This window comes from Mesorhizobium sp. AR07, assembly GCF_024746815.1.
Lineage (GTDB): Bacteria > Pseudomonadota > Alphaproteobacteria > Rhizobiales > Rhizobiaceae > Mesorhizobium.
In genome coordinates this window covers 2604693-2622128 of the sequence record NZ_CP080525.1, presented here as the reverse complement: position 1 = coordinate 2622128, position 17436 = coordinate 2604693, and the positions used below count along the sequence as shown (strand labels likewise).

Annotated in this window: 20 protein-coding genes; 7 read left to right on the top strand and 13 right to left on the bottom strand. The window is 62.6% G+C overall.

Features of this window, described 5'->3' with window-relative positions; translation table 11 throughout:
- Positions 1-133: 133 nt before the first annotated feature.
- Complete coding sequence (locus tag BPNPMPFG_RS13465; protein ID WP_258595890.1) at positions 134-1075, top strand: phosphoribosylaminoimidazolesuccinocarboxamide synthase; 942 nt, start codon at positions 134-136, stop codon at positions 1073-1075.
- A 91-nt stretch (positions 1076-1166) separates the two neighbouring features.
- Positions 1167-1562 (top strand): acyl-CoA thioesterase, encoded by a 396-nt coding sequence (locus tag BPNPMPFG_RS13460; protein WP_256754348.1) that lies wholly within the window; start codon positions 1167-1169, stop codon positions 1560-1562.
- A gap of 431 nt (positions 1563-1993) precedes the next feature.
- Here BPNPMPFG_RS13460 and BPNPMPFG_RS13455 read toward each other — a convergent pair whose 3' ends face one another.
- Entirely contained in the window at positions 1994-2362 is a 369-nt protein-coding gene (locus BPNPMPFG_RS13455; protein WP_258595889.1) for a winged helix-turn-helix transcriptional regulator, read from the bottom strand.
- Between the two features lie 89 nt (positions 2363-2451).
- Here BPNPMPFG_RS13455 and BPNPMPFG_RS13450 point away from each other — a divergent pair, with 89 nt between their 5' ends.
- Positions 2452-3057 carry an NADPH-dependent FMN reductase gene (locus BPNPMPFG_RS13450; RefSeq protein ID WP_258595888.1) on the top strand — a complete coding sequence of 202 codons (606 nt, stop codon included), beginning with the start codon at positions 2452-2454 and terminating at the stop codon, positions 3055-3057.
- 134 nt (positions 3058-3191) lie between these two features.
- Here the strand turns inward: BPNPMPFG_RS13450 and BPNPMPFG_RS42910 are convergent, their stop codons facing one another.
- The 3 genes from BPNPMPFG_RS42910 to BPNPMPFG_RS13435 form a co-directional block, all read right to left on the bottom strand.
- Entirely contained in the window at positions 3192-3332 is a 141-nt protein-coding gene (locus BPNPMPFG_RS42910; protein ID WP_319945991.1) for a hypothetical protein, read from the bottom strand.
- A 240-nt stretch (positions 3333-3572) separates the two neighbouring features.
- Complete coding sequence (locus BPNPMPFG_RS13440; protein WP_258595887.1) at positions 3573-4355, bottom strand: alpha/beta hydrolase; 783 nt, start codon at positions 4353-4355, stop codon at positions 3573-3575.
- 229 nt (positions 4356-4584) lie between these two features.
- Entirely contained in the window at positions 4585-5316 is a 732-nt protein-coding gene (locus BPNPMPFG_RS13435) for an alpha/beta fold hydrolase (protein WP_258596735.1), read from the bottom strand.
- 231 nt (positions 5317-5547) lie between these two features.
- Between BPNPMPFG_RS13435 and BPNPMPFG_RS13430 the strand changes: the two genes are divergently transcribed.
- Entirely contained in the window at positions 5548-7050 is a 1503-nt protein-coding gene (locus BPNPMPFG_RS13430; protein WP_258595885.1) for a winged helix-turn-helix domain-containing tetratricopeptide repeat protein, read from the top strand.
- 50 nt (positions 7051-7100) lie between these two features.
- Here BPNPMPFG_RS13430 and BPNPMPFG_RS13425 read toward each other — a convergent pair whose 3' ends face one another.
- The 6 genes from BPNPMPFG_RS13425 to BPNPMPFG_RS13400 form a co-directional block, all read right to left on the bottom strand.
- Complete coding sequence (locus tag BPNPMPFG_RS13425; protein ID WP_258595884.1) at positions 7101-8363, bottom strand: RNA polymerase sigma factor; 1263 nt, start codon at positions 8361-8363, stop codon at positions 7101-7103.
- Complete coding sequence (locus BPNPMPFG_RS13420; RefSeq protein ID WP_258595882.1) at positions 8360-8764, bottom strand: YciI family protein; 405 nt, start codon at positions 8762-8764, stop codon at positions 8360-8362. The genes BPNPMPFG_RS13425 and BPNPMPFG_RS13420 overlap by 4 nt, the downstream gene beginning before the upstream one ends.
- Before the next feature lie 159 nt (positions 8765-8923).
- Positions 8924-9790 carry a helix-turn-helix domain-containing protein gene (locus tag BPNPMPFG_RS13415; RefSeq protein WP_258595880.1) on the bottom strand — a complete coding sequence of 289 codons (867 nt, stop codon included), beginning with the start codon at positions 9788-9790 and terminating at the stop codon, positions 8924-8926.
- A gap of 507 nt (positions 9791-10297) precedes the next feature.
- Positions 10298-11608, bottom strand: coding sequence for a hemolysin family protein (locus BPNPMPFG_RS13410; RefSeq protein WP_258595879.1), 1311 nt, complete (start codon positions 11606-11608; stop codon positions 10298-10300).
- A gap of 143 nt (positions 11609-11751) precedes the next feature.
- A complete protein-coding gene (locus BPNPMPFG_RS13405) occupies positions 11752-12459 on the bottom strand; it encodes an LssY C-terminal domain-containing protein (protein WP_258595878.1) in 708 nt (235 codons plus the stop codon).
- A gap of 80 nt (positions 12460-12539) precedes the next feature.
- On the bottom strand, positions 12540-12767 hold the full coding sequence (locus BPNPMPFG_RS13400; protein WP_258597107.1) for a hypothetical protein: 228 nt from the start codon (positions 12765-12767) through the stop codon (positions 12540-12542).
- On the opposite strand from BPNPMPFG_RS13400, the gene BPNPMPFG_RS13395 reads away from it, so the two are divergent.
- The gene (locus tag BPNPMPFG_RS13395; RefSeq protein ID WP_258595877.1) at positions 12696-13265 is read left to right on the top strand and encodes a gamma-glutamylcyclotransferase; all 570 of its coding nucleotides are present in this window, start codon (positions 12696-12698) and stop codon (positions 13263-13265) included. The genes BPNPMPFG_RS13400 and BPNPMPFG_RS13395 overlap by 72 nt on opposite strands.
- A gap of 7 nt (positions 13266-13272) precedes the next feature.
- Here BPNPMPFG_RS13395 and BPNPMPFG_RS13390 read toward each other — a convergent pair whose 3' ends face one another.
- The 3 genes from BPNPMPFG_RS13390 to BPNPMPFG_RS13380 all read right to left on the bottom strand — a co-directional run bounded on the left by BPNPMPFG_RS13390 (position 13273) and on the right by BPNPMPFG_RS13380 (position 15851).
- Complete coding sequence (locus BPNPMPFG_RS13390; RefSeq protein WP_258595876.1) at positions 13273-14079, bottom strand: extensin-like domain-containing protein; 807 nt, start codon at positions 14077-14079, stop codon at positions 13273-13275.
- Between the two features lie 110 nt (positions 14080-14189).
- Positions 14190-15239, bottom strand: a complete 1050-nt coding sequence (locus BPNPMPFG_RS13385; RefSeq protein ID WP_258596734.1) for an extensin family protein — start codon at positions 15237-15239, stop codon at positions 14190-14192.
- Positions 15240-15425: 186 nt separating this feature from the next.
- A complete protein-coding gene (locus BPNPMPFG_RS13380) occupies positions 15426-15851 on the bottom strand; it encodes a DUF3775 domain-containing protein (RefSeq protein ID WP_258595875.1) in 426 nt (141 codons plus the stop codon).
- A gap of 142 nt (positions 15852-15993) precedes the next feature.
- Here BPNPMPFG_RS13380 and BPNPMPFG_RS13375 point away from each other — a divergent pair, with 142 nt between their 5' ends.
- Both BPNPMPFG_RS13375 and greA read left to right on the top strand, forming a co-directional pair.
- Positions 15994-16530 (top strand): tetratricopeptide repeat protein, encoded by a 537-nt coding sequence (locus BPNPMPFG_RS13375; protein ID WP_258595874.1) that lies wholly within the window; start codon positions 15994-15996, stop codon positions 16528-16530.
- Positions 16531-16854: 324 nt separating this feature from the next.
- The gene (greA, locus tag BPNPMPFG_RS13370) at positions 16855-17328 is read left to right on the top strand and encodes a transcription elongation factor GreA (RefSeq protein ID WP_258595873.1); all 474 of its coding nucleotides are present in this window, start codon (positions 16855-16857) and stop codon (positions 17326-17328) included.
- The last annotated feature ends 108 nt before the right edge of the window (positions 17329-17436 follow it).

Here is a 17436-nt window from a genome sequence, read left to right as displayed (position 1 = left end):
TCCGGCATGCGTTGTGAAAAATGCGACTGCCGACACAAGGTTTGAATTGAGTGGCTGACAATCCTGCTTGATATGCCGGGGGTCTAGGGCTTAAGCGATGGCATCCGCCAATTTCCGCAAGGCAGGAAATCCCATGCGCACCCTGTCCGACGCTTTCATTGCCGAATTGCCGGGTCGCTACAGCGGCAAGGTCCGCGAAAATTACGACCTGCCAGACGGCAGGCGCATCATCATCGCAACCGACCGCCTCAGTGCCTTCGACACCATCCTGACCTCGATCCCGTTCAAGGGAGAGATCCTCACGCAGACGGCGCGCTACTGGTTCGAAGAAACTGCCGATATCTGTCCGAACCATGTCCTCGAATACCCCGACCCGAATGTGGTCGTCGGCACAAGGCTCGATATCCTGCCGGTCGAGATCGTCGTGCGTGGTTATCTGGCGGGAACCACCAGCACCTCGATCCTGACAAGGTACCGGCGCGGCGATCGGGAGATGTATGGATTGCGCCTGCCGGACGGCCTGCGCGACAATGAGAAACTGGCCGAGCCGATCATCACGCCGACGAGCAAGGCGCTGCACGGTGGCCATGACGAGCCACTGTCGGAAGCCGAGATCCTCGAACATGGCCTGCTCACGCAGGCACAGTGGGATACCGTATCGGGCTACGCCTTGCAGCTGTTCGCCCGCGGCCAGCAGCGCGCCGTCGAACGCGGCCTCATCCTTGCCGATACGAAATATGAATTCGGCACCGACAAGAACGGGACCATAATCCTTGCCGACGAGATCCACACGCCGGACAGCAGCCGGTACTGGATCGCCAAGAGCTATGAAGATGCCCTCGCCAGCGGAAGCCGGCCGGAGAGCTTCGACAAGGATTTCATCCGGTCGTGGGTTTCGGCAAGGTGCGATCCCTACAGGGAACCGATTCCCGACATACCCGACGAGATCGTCGAACAGGCCTCCAGGATTTATGCGCAGGCCTATGAGGCGATCACCGGCAGAGAATTTTCTCCTGACGTTTCCGGGGATATTGTCCTCGATCGCATTCGTTCGAACCTCGCGCGCTACTTCTAGCGGCCAAGCGAGACTTCGTTGGATGGCGCGTTGACCTGCCGGCGCCGTGACGATACGGGATCGAGGGCAACCGATCTCGAAGGATTTCCCCATGGTGCACTACGCTGACGGACGGCCGCTCGGCGATCTGACGCTGCGCACGCTGGCCATGCCTTCGGACGCCAATGCGGCCGGCGACATTTTCGGCGGCTGGGTGATGGCGCAGATGGACCTTGCCTGCGGCATCCGTGCCGCCGAGCGCGCCAAGGGCCGCGTTGTGACGGCGGCGGTCAAGGAGATGTCGTTCGCCAAGCCGATGAAGATCGGCGACACGCTGTGCATCTACACCCATGTCGAGCGCGTCGGCCGCACCTCGATGACGCTCAAGGTCGAAGCCTGGGCGCAGCGCTACCTCTCCGACCTGATGGAGAAGGTCACCCATGCCGATTTCGTCATGGTGGCGCTGGATGGCGAAGGCAAGCCAAAGGCGGTTCCGGCGGAAAGCTGACCGGGGGCATCGGCGCACGCCCTATATCCCGGGGCAATCGCATATGGATTCTTGCGAAGAAGGACCCCCACCCTAACCCTCCCCACAAGGGGGAGGGAACGCTACCGCGTGCTTTTACTTCCTCTTTGGCCTCGAAAGGCAGGCAATTTGCCAAGATCAGCACCAACGGAAGTCTCCTCCCCCTTGTGGGGCGGGGTTAGGGGTGGGGGTACTTCATAGAGCGAGGCCTCGGCTTCCCACCTGCGATATGCCGGGTGAACCGGAACGAAGACAATCAGTCAACAATTGCTGAACGGCGCTTTGCTTCTCGGCCTTGCTTTGTCTGCGGGGCGTCAGCCTGAAAAGCCGGCTGCAAGCCGGATCAACAGCCCCGCTGACGAACTGAAATGTCCTCAACGCAGCCACAGGCAAACCCTTGCAACGCAAGCGTTTTAGGCATGCATTCCGTCAAATTTCTCGCGCGCTGCCCGCACACGCGTGGTGTTGATGCGCGCCCATTCGCCAAGCGCGCTGACCGGGATCAGCAATTCATGGCCGAGTTCGGTCAGTTCGTAGTCGACGCGCGGCGGTATGGTCGGGAATACGGTGCGGGTGACGAAGCCGTCGCGCTCCAGTCCGCGCAAGGTGGTGGTCAGCATCTTCTGCGAAATGCCGCCGACGGCGGCGCGCAACTCGTTGAATCGCAACGGTCCGTCGCCAAGCTTGCCGACCACGAGAACGGTCCATTTGTCGCCGACGCGCTGCAGGATTTCCGAAACGGCGCGGCAGTCTTCGGTGATATGCGGGTGCCTCGGTAACAAAAAGGTGCCTCCTTGCGCGTCGAGTTGTCAGTATCTCATATAGCGCCGGTATCCAAATGATACCAGCTATACTTATGTGGAGAGCCCCCATGTCAAAACCAAAAATCGCCATCATCATCGGTTCGACCCGCGCCGCGCGCTTCGCCGACGTACCGACCCAATGGATCGCCAAGATCGCCAAGTCGCATGCCGACATCGACGTTGAGATCGTCGACCTGCGTGACTTTCCGCTGCCGTTCTTCGACGAGGTCGCATCCTCCGCCTGGGTGCCGTCGACGAATGAGGTTGCACAGCGCTGGCAGAAGAAGGTCGCCGGGTACGACGGCTTCATCTTCACCGCCGCCGAATACAATCATGGCCCGACGGCCGTGCTGAAGAACGCCATCGACTACGCCGCCAACGAATGGAACAAGAAGCCGGCCGGCTTCGTCGGCTATGGCAGCGTCGGCGGCGCCCGCGCCGTCGAGCAGCTCCGTATGCATGCGGTCGAGCTGCAGATGGCGCCGGTCAAGTCGGCCGTCCACATCGCCTGGGGCGATTTCCTCGCCGTCCGGCAGGGCGAGAAGAAACTCGAAGACATCGAGCATCTGAACCAGGCCGCCACGGCGCTGGTCAACGACGTTGCCTGGTGGGCCAAGGCACTCAAGGCAGCACGTCAGGCCGACGCCATCGACGAGGAAATCAAGGCAGCCTGACCTTCGACATCATCCTCCCAAGGATACGGGGCGGCGCTTGCGTCGCCCTTTTCAATTATGGGAGGCGAGCGCCGTCGGGTTTATACAAAAGCCGGATGGCGGGTTGCATGCCCGCCATCCTTCAAGAGCCTGGTTCAGGATTTGCCGGCCAACGCGTTCACGTCCGCGCAGAACTCGGCGTGCGGCTTGCTCATCGCGGCGTCCTGGCACAGTCGGTGCACTTCGTCCTGCTTGTCCTTTGGCATCGCCATGAAGACCTTCTTGAATTCAGGCATCGGCTTCAGCTGCTTCAGTGCCGAATCCGCTTAGAACGGCGCCATGTTGGAAGGCTCGTCGAGTGCGCCGGCGACCGCGGCACCGCCGATGGCGAATACGGCAATTGCCGCAAGGCAAGTGGCTTTGAAGTTCATGGTCTGGTCCTCTCTCTTGGGTTAAGCGGTCGACGACCGCGTTGGTAATCGGATGATGGTTCGCTGGGATGGGTAGGTTCGCTGGATCGATGTGGTCGAAGCCGATCAGTTTCCAGCCGTCTTTACCGTCTGGGCGGCTGTTTCGATGAATTCGGCGACCGGACCGGGCTTCGACACGTAGATCGCATGGCTGCCCGGGACCTCGATGACAGTGGAGCCGGCACGCTTCGACATGGCGCGCTGGGCATCCGGCGGGATCATCTTGTCTTCGGTGGCAACCAGGTACCAGCTGGGCTTGATCCTCCAAGCCGGCGCGGTGACCTTGCCATCGAGTGCCGCGAGGCCCCACGGAACCTGCGAATCCGCCATGAACGAGGCGAGATCGGGCCGGACATCGGCAGCGAACGAAGCTGCGAACTTCGCGCGATCCAGGAACAGGAACCCGTCGACTGGCGGCAGGATCGGCGGCACTGGAGCCCCGGGCGGTGGGTTGGCGATCAGGCTTGAGACGGACTCGCCCGCATCGGGAGCGAAGGCCGTGATATAGACCACGCCCGCCACTTTCGGGTCGGTGCCGGCCTCCGACACCACGACGCCACCGTAGGAGTGACCAACCAGGATGACCTGGTTGGGAGCGGCCGCGATGGCACGCTTTGTGACCGCGACGTCATCGGCCAGCGATATGGTCGGATTTTGGACGATCGTCACATCATAGCCGTCCTTCTTGAGGATATCGTAGACACCCTCCCAGCCGGACCCATCCACGAAGCCGCCATGCACCAGGATGATGGACTTCGTCGGCTTGTTGCTCGCGGCTATGGCCGCGGTTGCGTTGACGCCCAGGGCAAGCCCCACTGCGGCGGCAATCAAAGTCAGTGCGCTAGACATTTGAGTTCTCCCTTTCAAAACAGTTGCTTGGCGGCCGGGTTGGCCGCATCCCCAGCGGGCTCCCGGACCAGCCGAGAAGCACGCTAGCGATTGGATTCGAGGCTCGATTGAACGATCCTGCAGTGGGCCCGGCCCGTATTCCGGTGGATGCGAGCCGCTTTCGTTACGGCGCACAGTGCTGGTGATCGGATGATGGCCGGGCTCGAAGGGTCGAGGCGGCCAAAGCCGATCAGTTTGCGGGCGCTTTTGCCGTTTGGGCGGCTTCCTCGATCAGTTCGGCGACCGCGCCGGGCTTCGACACATAGATCGCGTGGCTGCCCGGAACCTCCACGACGGTGGAGCCTGCGCGCTTCGACATAGTGCGCTGGACGTCCGGCGGGATCATCTTGTCTTCCGTCGCGACGAGGTACCAGCTCTGCTTGACCTTCCAGGCTGGCTTGCTGATCACGCCATTCAGCGCGTCGAGCCCCCAGGGCACCTGCGAGTCCGCCATGAAGGCGGCCTTGCCGGGCTCGACGTCGGCCGCGAACGAAGCCGCGAACTTGTTCTTGTCGAGCATGAGAAAGCCGTCCTGGGGCGGCAGGATCGGAGGCACCGGGGCTCCGGGCGCCGGGTTGGAGGTCAGCTTGGCCACGGACTCGCCGGCATGGGGGGCGAAAGCGGCGATATAGACCAGGCCGACAACCTTCGGATCATTGCCGGCTTCGGTCACGACGGCGCCGCCATAGGAATGGCCGACCAGAATGACAGGCTTGTCCTGCGCGTCGATGACCGCACGCGTCGCGGCAACGTCGCCGGCAAGCGATTTGGTAGGGTTCTGGACGATGGCGACATCATAACCATCGGCCTTCAGCTTCTGGTAGACGCCCTCCCAGCCGGATCCGTCGACGAAGCCGCCATGGACGAGCACGATGGCCCTTTGCGAACCACTGACCGCGAAGGCGGGCACCGCCGCGACCATGCTCGCCAGCGATAGAGCGAGCAGCGAAAGTACTGTGTTCATTTGCTTTTCCTTCCTCAGCGCATTAACGGCAGGCTTGGTCTGCCATGCTGGAGAAGGTGTCTTGAAACGGCCTCTCGCGTATTGAACGGATGCCGAATAATCTCCGAACAATTTCCTAAGCTGCAACCGGACAATGTCGAAGCAAGCTCTCGTTTTTGGCCCGTTCACGCTGGACCCCGACAAGGGGACGTGCTGCGCGACAGCGAACCGGTGGCGCTGGGGCGCAGGGGCATCCTTCTGCTCGACGCGCTTCTCAAGCGCCCAGGTGAGATTCTGACGAAGACCGAGCTCATGGACGCCGGCTGGCAAGGCAGCGCCGTCGAGGAGAGCAATCTTTCGGTTCAGATAGCACTGTTGCGCAAGGCGCTCGGGCCGATGCCGGATGGCGCGGAGTGGGTCGCCACCATCCCGCGCATCGGCTACCGGTTCCTCGGGCTCGGGCTCGGCCTTGAGCAGGAGGGCAGGACCGCTCCGCTGCAGGCAAAGCCCTCGCTCGCGGTTCTTCCGCTCACCAGCCTCAGCAGCGATCCGGAGCAGGAATACTTCGCCGATGGGCTCGCGGAGGACATCATAACGATGCTGTCGAAGCTTTCCGGGCTGGTCGTCATCGCCCGCAGCTCGAGCTTTGCCTATAGGGGACTATCGATCGACATACGCACTGTCGCCAGGGAGCTGGGCGTTCGTTTCATCCTGGCGGGTAGCGTGCGCAAAAGCGGCAACCGTCTGCGCATCGCCGCGCAGTTGAGCGACGGCGAGACAGGGGCGCATCTGTGGGCCGAAAGCTATGACCGAGAACTGGCTGATATGTTCACGCTGCAGGAGGAAGTGGCGAGCCGGATCGTCGGCGCACTCAGGATCGCGCTGAGCCCGAAAGAGACGGCGCAATGGCCCGGAATTGCCTCGACCGGAACGACGGATCTCGATGCTTATGATTGCTTCCTGCGTGGCCGTGCGATGCAACGGGGCGCGACGCAGAATTCCGATGTCTTCAAGCGGACAAGCGAACTGTTTCGCCAAGCGATCGACCACGATCCCAACTACGCGGCGCCCTATGCCGCGCTCGCAATGGCGATGGGGCACGCCTATTACAACCGCTGGACGAACGATCCCGAACGCGCACTGGCCGAAGCCCGCGGCCTCGTCGAGGAAGCGATCCGTCTCGATCCAAACGATCCCTTTCCGCATGGTGTTGCCGCCCTGGTTTCGACGTACAGCAAGGACTTCGAGCGATGGGCGTCCGAAGTCGAGATTGCACTGACGCTCAATCCGAACTTTGCGCCTGCGCTGGCGCTGCGCGGGATGCTTAACACCTATTCGGGAGAGCCGTCAGCGGCGATCGAGGACATCGAGCGCGCCATTCGCCTCGATCCCCTGTTCACGCAAAACTATCTTCATCATCTGGGCGTGGCGCATCTGGTCGCCGGCAAATACGAAACCGCGGCCGCGCTGTTGCGGGAGCGTATCCTGCTCGTTCCGGAAACCGACATGAGCCGCGCCTATCTCGCCGCGGTGCTCGGCCTGTTGGGTGACGATGAGGGCGCGCGGCGGGCCTGGAGCGAACTGATGGCGATAAAGCCGGGCTATTCGTTTGCGGAAGGCATTGGCCGGACGCCGTTCAGGAATCCGCAGGATCTGAACCGGATCAGGAACGGGCTCCTGAGGGCAGGGCTGCCTGTTGAGTGCTCCGCCTAGAGCGTCCGTACCCATGGCTAGATACGCGGCGCCGCGCCGGCATTGATGGTTCAGGATTCGGGCCGCAGGGCGGGAGAATTGGCGCGGGCGAGCAACAAGGCGCGCTCTCTGTCGTTGCCGGTCAATCCGGCGGCCTGGCGGAATTCGGCGCGCGCTTCCGCTAGACGTCCCAATCTCTCCAGAAGATCACCGCGCACCGTAGGCAAGAGATGCGATTCCTTCAGGCGTGGCTCGTCTTTCAGCGCGTCGGCGATGGCGAGACCCTGTGCCGGCCCGAACGCAATGCCGACTGCCACGGCCCGGTTGATTTCGACGATCGGCGAGGGGGCTGCCAGGGCGAGTGCCTGGTAGTAGGCGGCGATCGCGATCCAGTCGGTATCGGCGGCGGTCACAGCGCGGGCATGACAGGCGGCGATCATCGCCTGCAGCAGATAGGGGCCGGGTGCCGAGGTCAGGGTCATCGCGTGGTTCAGACCGTCGAGACCGCGCCGGATGAGCGACCAGTTCCACCGGCCGCGGTCCTGGCCGAGCAGCAGGATCGGATCGCCCGCCTTGCCGGTGCGGGCCGCGAAACGCGAGGCGTGCAACTCCATCAGGGCCACCAGCCCCTGCACCTCGGGCTCCTGTGGCATCAGCGCCACCAGCGAGCGGCCCAGGCGCAGTGCCTCGCCGCACAGACCGGCGCGCAGCCAGTCCGGCCCCGCTGTCGCCACATAGCCCTCGTTGAAGATCAGATAGACCACCTCCAGCACGGCGGCGAGGCGTTCGCGTCGGTCCTGCCCATGGGGCGTCTCGAACGGGATGGCAGCATCGCGAAGCGTCCGTTTGGCGCGTACGATACGCTGCGCGGCGGTGGCTTCGGGCACCAGGAAGGCGCGGGCGATCTCGGCCGTCGACAGCCCGCCCAGCAGCCGCAGGGCAAGTGCTGCGCGTTGCTCGGCCGGCAGCACCGGATGGCAAGCTGTGAAGATCAGCCGCAGCAGGTCGTCGTCCATATCCTCGTCGAGTGTGGCCTCGATGTCGGGCATCTCGCGCTCCAGCGCGGTGAGGTCGATGGCGAGTTCGCGATGTTTGCCATCGATCATGGTGGTGCGGCGCAGGCGGTCGAGCGCCCGGTTCTTCGCAACCTGGGTCAGCCAGGCGGCCGGGTTGCGCGGGATACCGTCCCGGGGCCAGCGTTCCATCGCCAGCAGGAAGGCATCCCCGGCGATCTCCTCTGCCAACCCGACGTCGCGCAGATAGCGGGCCAGCCTGGCGGTGAGCTTCGGCTGCTCGATCCGCCAGACCGCCTCTATGGTTGCGGTGGCCGTCAACCCTTAAGCTCGCCAAAACCTTCTACTGCCTTCTGGACGTCTTCGGGGAAATCGCTCATCTCCTGGACGCGGCGGACCTCGATCACGTCGTTTTCCGAAGCGGGACAGCGGCGGGCCCATTCAATGGCCTCCTCGCGTGAGCGCACGTCGATCATCCAATAGCCGCCCAGCACTTCCTTGACCTCCGCGAAAGGGCCGTCGGTGACAGTAGGTTTGCCACCCCTGAAGCTGACCCGAGCGCCCGAAGATGGCGGATGCAGCCCGTCAAGTGCCAGCAAAATGCCGGCCTTCTTCAGTTCCTCATTGTATTTCATCATCGTCTCTACCGCCTCGGCGCTGGGCATGACATCGGGCGCCGCCGTTGCGTAGCCGCCGGGGATCATCAGCATCATGAACCGCATGTGTCTTTCTCCTTGGTTGGGTTGGTTCGATCATACGACGAACGGGTCCCGGCGGAATCGACAGGTGTGCGATAAAAAGTTCAAATACCTGCTTGTTGTGGAAACCGACAATGAGCCGCGCCTGACGCGTCGATGCTTCTGGGAAGCCAATGATGCGACTCAGTGAAGCGAGATCCGCCATTTACCGGGCGTGAGGCCCACCTGACGCGAGAAGACGCGTGTCAGATGACTCTGGTCGGCGAAGCCGTTTGCGAGCGCGATGTCGGCCAGAGAGGCCGTTCCGGCAAGCATTTCCTTCGCCCGGTCAACCCGACGGTTCACCAGCCACTGATAGGGCGCCATGCCGTTTGACTTTCTAAAGGCGTGCGCGAACTGGCTGGTTCCCAGCCCACACAATCTGGAGAGCTCAGCGAGGCCGATACCGCCTACCAGACTCGTCTCGATCACTTCCTTGGCAAGCCGCTGCTGCCACGTGCTCAAGCCGCCAGTGACGGGACGTCGTATGGCGAGATCCCCATAGCGTGCGCAGACATGGATACCAAGGCTCCACATGAAATGGTCGGCCAGCAGCGGATCGAGCGTTTCGGGCGCGTCGAAGAAAGGTTGAATCCGCATGGCTAGATGCCTGATGACGGGATCACGGGTTACGTGGAAAAGGCTCCGCCCGAGATGCGTCACATGCGGGACTTCCAGATCGTCGGCGATCTCACGCATGAAACTTCGCGGCAGCAAGGTCTCGATCGTGTGGCGAGGGGTGCTGAAATCGATGTGCTCGACCCCCGACAGATACAGCATATGGGTTTCGCCTCTTCGGCGAGGATGCGAGTAGTTGCGACCGTCGACGTGGATATCGCTTGTTTCATCCTTAAAGCGCACGCCGATGCTGAAGGCATCGTCCCAGCTGGGGAATTCCGCGTTGTGGCCGACCTGCGTCAGGCCGTATCGAATGTCGGCCGCGATCAGCCTCGAGCGGGCGATGCCCCGGACCGCCAGCTTGCGGCCGTTTGGAGGCAGGCCGATCGGCACGGTGGCGATGTCGACCCGGGGAACATTAAGGACCATTGAAGCCTCCCTGCGCCTGCCAGTGCACGGCCAGGCGATCGAAAATCACCCTTCGGCCACCTGACGCGACGCTCGACTTTTTACAATCGGTTGCCGTTCGAGTGCAGCCCTTTGGCCCATCCGCGAGATGAGCGCATGGAACGATCCTATCGCGGGTGGTCCGGAGTGGACACCGCCAAAAGTTGGCGTCCAGCTCGATAAAATTCGCCGGCCCCACTGCCGCCGAGTGCAGCAACAACAGTCGACATTGAAATTCCCTTGGACCTTGATTCCGGAGGCGAGTTCTCTTGGAACGTCACCCGCATACGGTAGGGGATCTTGATCATCGGCCGATTGAACGATCTTGCAGTGCAAGTGTTCGAGAGCGGACGGAACAGGCTTTATCTGCCTGTTTGAACGTGATTTTCCGAAAGCCGGATTCCACTTTCCGGGCTCATGTTCCAGAGCTGGTCCGAAGAGTCGTTTTGATCGTCAACGCACCGCCTCGCGGTGAGCGCCAGGCAGGCGGGTGGCGATCAGCTTGTCGATGCGGCGGCCGTCGAGATCGACCACCTCGAAGCGCCAGCCCTGCGCGTCGACGCATTCGCCGGTCGCCGGCAGATGATGCATGTGCGCCAGCACATAGCCGGCGACGGTCTCGTAGTCGCGGTTTTCCGGCAGGTCGATGCCGAGAACCTCGGCCATCTCGTCGGCCTGCATGTAGCCGGCGAGCAGCCATGAGCCGTCCTCGCGCTTGACGGCATTCTCCTCGTCGCCAGCGTCGGTGTCCGCCCGGAACACGCCTGTGATGGCTTCGAGAATGTCGGCCGGGGTGACGATGCCTTCGAAGTGGCCATATTCGTCATGCACCAGCGCCATCGGCACGTCGGATTCCTTGAGCTTCTGCAGCACATCCAGGGCGTCGGCCTGGTCATAGACGATGGGGGCGGCGCGCACATGCCGCCGCGGGTCGAGCGCACGACCGGCAAGCAGTGCGGCGAGCACGTCGCGCGTCTGAACGACACCGACCATGACGTCGACGCCGCCGTCGCCCGCCGGCAGGCGCGAATGCTGGGTCTCCATCAAAAGCTTGCGGATGGCGCTCTCGTCGGATTGCAAATTGATCCAGTCGACCTCGGTGCGCGGCGTCATCACCGCGCGCACGGCGCGGTCGCCCAGCCGCATGACGCCGGCGATCATGCGGCGTTCGTCGGATTCGATGGTGCCGTGATGCTCGGCCTCGGCGACCAGCATCTTGATTTCCTCGTCGGTGACCTTCTCCTCGCTTTCGCCGCGCTGGCCGAGCAGCCACAGGATGGCGCGGCCGGAAATGTCGAGCAGGAAGACCAGGGGGGCCGAGATGGTGGCGAGGATGGTCATCGCCGGCGCGGCGCGGGCGGCAACGCGCTCTGGATCGCGCAAGGCGATCTGCTTGGGCACCAACTCGCCGACGATCAGCGAGAAATAGGTGATGATGGCGACGACGATGCCGACGCCGAGCGGATCGGCGACGGTTTCGCGCATGCCGTTCGAGGCCAGGAAGGTGGCCAGCCGGTCGCCCAGCGTGGCGCCCGAAAACGCGCCGGAGAGAACTCCGACCAAAGTGATGCCGATCTGCACCGAGGACAGGAACTTGCCGGGATTGGAGCCAAGCTCGAGGGCGCGGCCGGCGCCGTTGACGCCACGGTCGATCATGGCTTTCAGCCGCGCCGGGCGCGACGAGACGATGGCGAGTTCGGACATCGACAAAAGGCCGTTCACGCAGATGAGGACGACCACGATAGCAATTTCGACGTATAGCATGAGGGCTCAATAGCATTGCGGCGCGGTGTTCGAAAATAGTTAAAGCGCATCGTGTTCAAACGGAGTCGTGCGCAACGCCTTAAGTCTTTGTTCTGATACATTTCGTCGTCCCAAAACCGGGACCGCTTTCAGGGCACATGGTCTCACGGCAGTTGTTTCAACACGCCGACAATCGCCCTGCCGTCCGTGACATAGCGATCGCCGCCGCCATTGCGCCCGGTGCTGGTGGCGCCGACACTTGCGATGCCGCTGGTCGAGATCAGCGTGCCGGCGGTGGCCAGGTCGCGCATCAGGAAATCGCGTTCGGCGTCGATATCGGGGCCGATACGGTGGGTGATGGCGCCGGTATGGTGGCTCAGCCCCACGCCGCGATCGAAGCTGGCCGAGCCCAGCCATAGCGGTCGGCCGTCGTCGCCGGTCGCGCCGGTCTGCCAGAAGCGGACATGATGACGCCGGTCGGCGCTGCCGCCGACCGGTTTTTCAAAGGCGAGATCCTGGGCGCGGCCGTCGAACAGCAGCCGGCTGACGGGCGCATCGGGATAGGGGTGGTTGAACAGCACGCTTTCACCGATCTCGATCGCGGTCTTCAAGGTCACGGCGTCGGCAGTGTCCCAGCCGGCGACGGCGAGGGCATGGACCACCTCCTTCTCGGTGCCGACCAAGCCGACATTGATGGGGTCGCCCGGAATGCCCTGCGGCGTGTGCGTCACCATCTCGAAGCGCTGGGTGCGAAAGCCGCTATCGCGGAACGTCCAGAATTCCGGCACGGCGAAATAGGCGAGCGCCAGATAGGCGGCCAGCAAGGTCGCCACCCAGATTGCAACGCGTCGCCAAAAACTTCGCTGGCTCATCACTGCCGCTCGATCCGTGCGATATATCTGTTGCCCGACAGACCCTCGAAATCAATGGCCAGCGGCGCGCCGCCGGTCTATCATCGGCCATCGTTTTTGCGCGGGGCAGCAATGGAGCGGAAGCTGGCAGGCCGCAGGCCAATGGCATTGAGCGTGTTGAGCCCGATCCCGGGCCAGAGCCCGGAACCAGTGAGCATACCGATGCGGAGTTCGATGAACTCGTCGAACAGCTGCTTTTGCAGCACCGGCCTGAAACGCTTTGGATCTTTGCCTACGGCTCGCTGATCTGGAATCCCGAATTCGCCCATGTTGAACAGCGTCCCGCAACGGCGCCGGGATGGCATCGTTCATTCTGCCTGAAACTGACACGCTGGCGCGGAACGCGCGATTTGCCGGCTTTGATGCTGGCCCTTGATCGCGGTGGCAGCTGCAACGGGATCGTCTACCGACTGCCTGCGGAAGACCATTTCGGCCAACTTGGCCAGCTGATGCGCCGTGAGATCGATGCGAACCCACCGACCAACGTACCGCGCTGGATCAAGGTCAAGACCACGAGCGGCCCGCTGATCGCGCTGGCTTTCGTCGCCGCGCCGGATTGCAGGGCCTATGCCGGTAAACTGCCGCTGGAGCAGGTCGCCCAGACGCTGGCGCGTGCCGCCGGGCATTGGGGCTCATCGGCACAATATCTGTTCCGAACCGTTGGCATGCTGGAGCAGAGCGGCATCCGCGACCGGAATCTTTGGCGCATCCAGAACCTCGTGGCAAGGCAGATCGTCGCGTCGACCAGCGACACCAATCACGCCTGATTTCGTCCTAGCGGCAGGCGCGATAACCGTTCTTGCGGTTCTTGATGTCGAAGTGGAAATGGTTGCGGTGGTCGTAATTGTAGCCGGGGCCAAGCACGGTGGTGAAATACTGGCAGCCGTCGGCGCGCACATTGTTGAGGAAGCCGCGGGTGCGGAAGGCGAACAGGCCGGGCTTGCGCACGTCGATGTCGTCGCCATTGTTGAGCTCGATGCTCATGACATCGAGCGCGTTGCCCTTGCCGTGCTCGGACAGGACGCCCTCGCCAGCAATGTTGCGGCAGGAATAGCTGGAGCCCTGGTGGATGGTCTTGACGCCGGAGAAATAGCGCCAGCGGGCGGAGGGAACGAGTTCGTTCCTGGTCCAGCCGGCGAAGGTCGCGGCCATGTCGCAGGTCAGCGTCGCGGCGGGCTTCATCTGGACGCTGCCGATGGCCGAGACCTTGACCGGATAATCGATGCCGCACTGGCCTTCATGGATCGGCGCCAGGTCGGTGTAGGCGACGTCGAGGCGCTTCAGTTGCTGGCGGCAGTCGGTTTCGCTGGCCGGCATCTGCTCGACCGGCGACATCGGCTCATCCATGCGCGGATAGGCAGCCTGCGTCATGTAGGGGTTGGAGGGAACAAGCTTCTGCATGCCGGTGTATTGCGGCACGGCTGCCGTCTGCGAGCCGACATCGACGGCCGGTTCGAGCGACAGAACGCTGCCGGTGTTGCAGGCCGAAACCGTCGCGAGGGCAACGCCGGCGGCAATCATCGCTGCAAGTTTCGATGGGCGTGCGGCTGCTAAAAAAACGGCGCGAAATTTGCCGGCCATTGGCGGAATCCCATTCACGGATATCCGGCATTTTAACGATCAAGGGTAAAGGAAAACTCTGCGTCGGCGTTCATGCCTGCGGCCGAATTGCGGCACGCATCGGCGGAATATCACTGGCAGAATGTGCCGCCATGCCGACGCGGCTCGAGGTCGAGATGGAAATGCAAGGAATGGTCGGCGTCGGCGCCTGGTCCAAGCACGGTCTTGAACGGCCCGCAGGCGGCCTTGCGCACGGCATTGAGGAATTTCGCATCCTTCTCCGGCGGCGATGGGCCGATCTCGATCTTCTTGCCGTCCGACAGCGTGAAGCTGGCGATGTCGAGCGCGTTGCCGAAGGCATGTTCCGACAGTTTTCGTGTGCCGTGGCGTGGCCTGCAGACAAAGGCGGATGCCTGGCTGATCGATTTCAGATCGGTGCCGAATTCGGCCTTTGCCGCCGGCTGGATGACATCGGCGGCAAAACGCGCCGCCGCCTCGGCCATCGGGCAATTGAGCTCGGTGCCGGGGGCGATGGCGATCGACTTGCCGAGTGTCTTCAACACGATCGGGTAGGGGATCGAGCAGCCGATTTCGGGATTGCTTTCCGCCTTGTGTTCCTCGAATTCGACGCCGAGCGTCTTCAGCCGCTGGCGGCAAGCGACTTCCTCTTCGGGCATTTTCTCGTCGGGGAGATCGGCCGAGCGCGGGTCGGGCAGCATTTTCTTGTCGCCTGCATCGGCCGGCTTTTGCGGCGGCTGCGGGGCGACGGCCGGCGGCTCAACCCCGGGCTCCGCGTCGGCAGGTTTTTGTGGTGGCGTCGGCGCTATGGCCGGCGGCTCCGGCTCACTTTCCGTATCGGCCGACGGTTCGGGCCGCGCCTGCTTTTTCTGATGGGACTTTTCTTCGTTCAACCGGCCCTCTTCATTGAGCCGGCCGGCTCCGCCGTTCTTTGGAGCTTGCGTCTTCAGCTCCTCCGTCTTTGAAGCGTCGGCCTTCTGCGCGTCGTCGGGACGTGGCTCAGGCACCGGAACATCGGCTGGTGGCTGCTGCACTGGATCCTGGGTTTTCTGCTGTATCTGTGTCGGGCTCGGCGTGACCTGCCGCTCGATCCGCCGCTTTAGCGGTTGCTTGCCCCGGGGCTTCAGCGGCTGCCCGACCCGTGGTGTCAGCGGCTGCTCCACCCGCATGGTCAGCGGCTTGTGGTGGCGATGGCGCTGTCTGGCGTCAGCCGGCGCAACCAGCAAAGCTGTGACGGCCATGACCAGCGCTATTTTGCATGTTCTGGAAAAGACAAACGACCCCATCGCCCTCAACGGCGCCAACGCAAGGAGGTTGCCTTGGCGCCATCACGAACAGTAACCGCGACGTTACGCGCCGATCGCTTCCAGCCCTTCCTCCAGCCAGTCCGCAAGCAGCGGCATGCCAAGCAGGTATTTTGCCGTGCGCTTGTTGGCGCGTTCTCGCGCCGCCGTCACCGCGTCCGTCCATTCGGAGGCATCGTAGTCGCCGCGACCGACCCAGGCCAGCGCGACCAGTTCGGCTGCTTCATCGACATTGAGGTCGTTGATCAGCTCGCGCAGCTCTTCCTCGGTCAAGTTTTCCGAACTTTCCTCGGCAAGGCCGTCATGATGGTGGTTGGCATGCGCCTCGCCGTCAAGCTCGACCTCATGCTCGGCGCCGTCAGCATAGTCCTCGTTGACGGCGGCACTCAGCGCCTTGGCCTTGAGGATGAACAGGCGCACGGTGTCTGGGCCGATCGAAAGCTCCCAATCCTTTTCAAGCCGCCGCTGCACGGGCCGTCTCCGTCAGGTCGTTTGCCGGATGATAGCCGATTTGCAGCAGCCGTCACGCGATCTTCGCCCCGCTACTTTTTTCCGGGATGAAACGGCCGGCACCCGGCGTTAGTGTTGCATTCTCACCCCCAAGGAGGCTTCGATGCATAAAAGAATGCTGATCCAGGCGGCGACTGCCCTTGTCGCGCTGCAGTTCCTTGCCGTTCCGGCGTTCGCCGCCGGCAGTAGCGGTGGCAGCGATCAGACCACCACCCAGTGCAAAAAGGGGGAGGTCTGGGACAAGAAGAAGCAGAAATGCGTACCGCCTAAGGAAGGCATGCTGGACGACGACAGCATCTATGATGCCGGTCACGCGCTGGCGATGGCAGGGCGTTATGACGAGGCGATCGCCGTGCTCAGCCTTGCCGCCAACAAGCAGGATCCGCGCATCCTCAACTATCTCGGCTATTCGCACCGCCATTCCGGTCGCGTCACGGTCGGCCTCGGCTATTACGAGGAAGCGCTGCGCATCGATCCCAACTACACGCTGGTGCGCGAATATCTCGGCGAAGCGCATCTGCAGATCGGCGATCTGGCCGGCGCTCAGCAACAGCTGATGGAGATCGAGAAGCGGACCGGCAAGGGTTCGCGTGAATACGGCATGCTGTCGGAGCAGATCGATCATTTCATGAGGAGCTGATTCAACCCGCAGTGCTCCTCAATCCGGCCGCGAGCGATCGCGGCCGGATTTTTGTTGCCGGCCATCCGAAAATTCACATCTGCCGCCACGGCATTTGCGAAAGCAGCGATGGCATTTGTGAAAGGCGGCGGCATTTGTTAAAGCCGTAGATGATTTTTGCAAAACCGATTTTTGGACGTGAAAAACCCGCGAAGATTGCTATATTCAGGGAAATTGCGGTGAAACGGTTCCGTTAGCCCGAGGCTGTCGGACCGTTTTCTTTTTGTACCCATCGACAAGGCTTTCCCCGAAACGCGGGGGTGGCGGCAGGAAAGGTCAGGCATCATGAACAAGGTCCCGATGACAGGCGGAGGTTTCGCGTCGCTCAAGGAAGAGCTGCGCTGGCGCCAGCAGGAAGAGCGGCCACGCATCATCGAGGCGATCTCCGAGGCGCGCTCGCACGGCGATCTTTCCGAAAATGCCGAATATCATGCCGCCAAGGAGGCGCAGAGCCTCAATGAAGGCCGTGTCAACGAGCTCGAAGATTATATCGCGCGCGCCGAAGTGATCGACGTCAGCAAGCTCAGCGGCGAAAAGGTCAAGTTCGGCGCGACCGTGGTGCTGGTCGACGAGGACACCGAGGAAAAGAAGACCTACCAGATCGTCGGCGACCAGGAAGCGGACGTGAAATCGGGCCGCATCTCGATCTCCTCGCCAATCGCGCGCGCGCTCATCGGCAAGGAAGTCGGCGACGCCATCGAGGTCAATGCGCCCGGCGGCGCTAGGGGGTATGAGATCGTCCAGGTGCAGTTCATCTAGGACCTTTGATAATTCTACTCTGGCGGCCGACTAGCGCGGTTTTCTGCGCTTCCGGTGCTCACGTACTTTAAGTACGCTCCGCTCCGGTTCTCGAAAACCACGCTATTC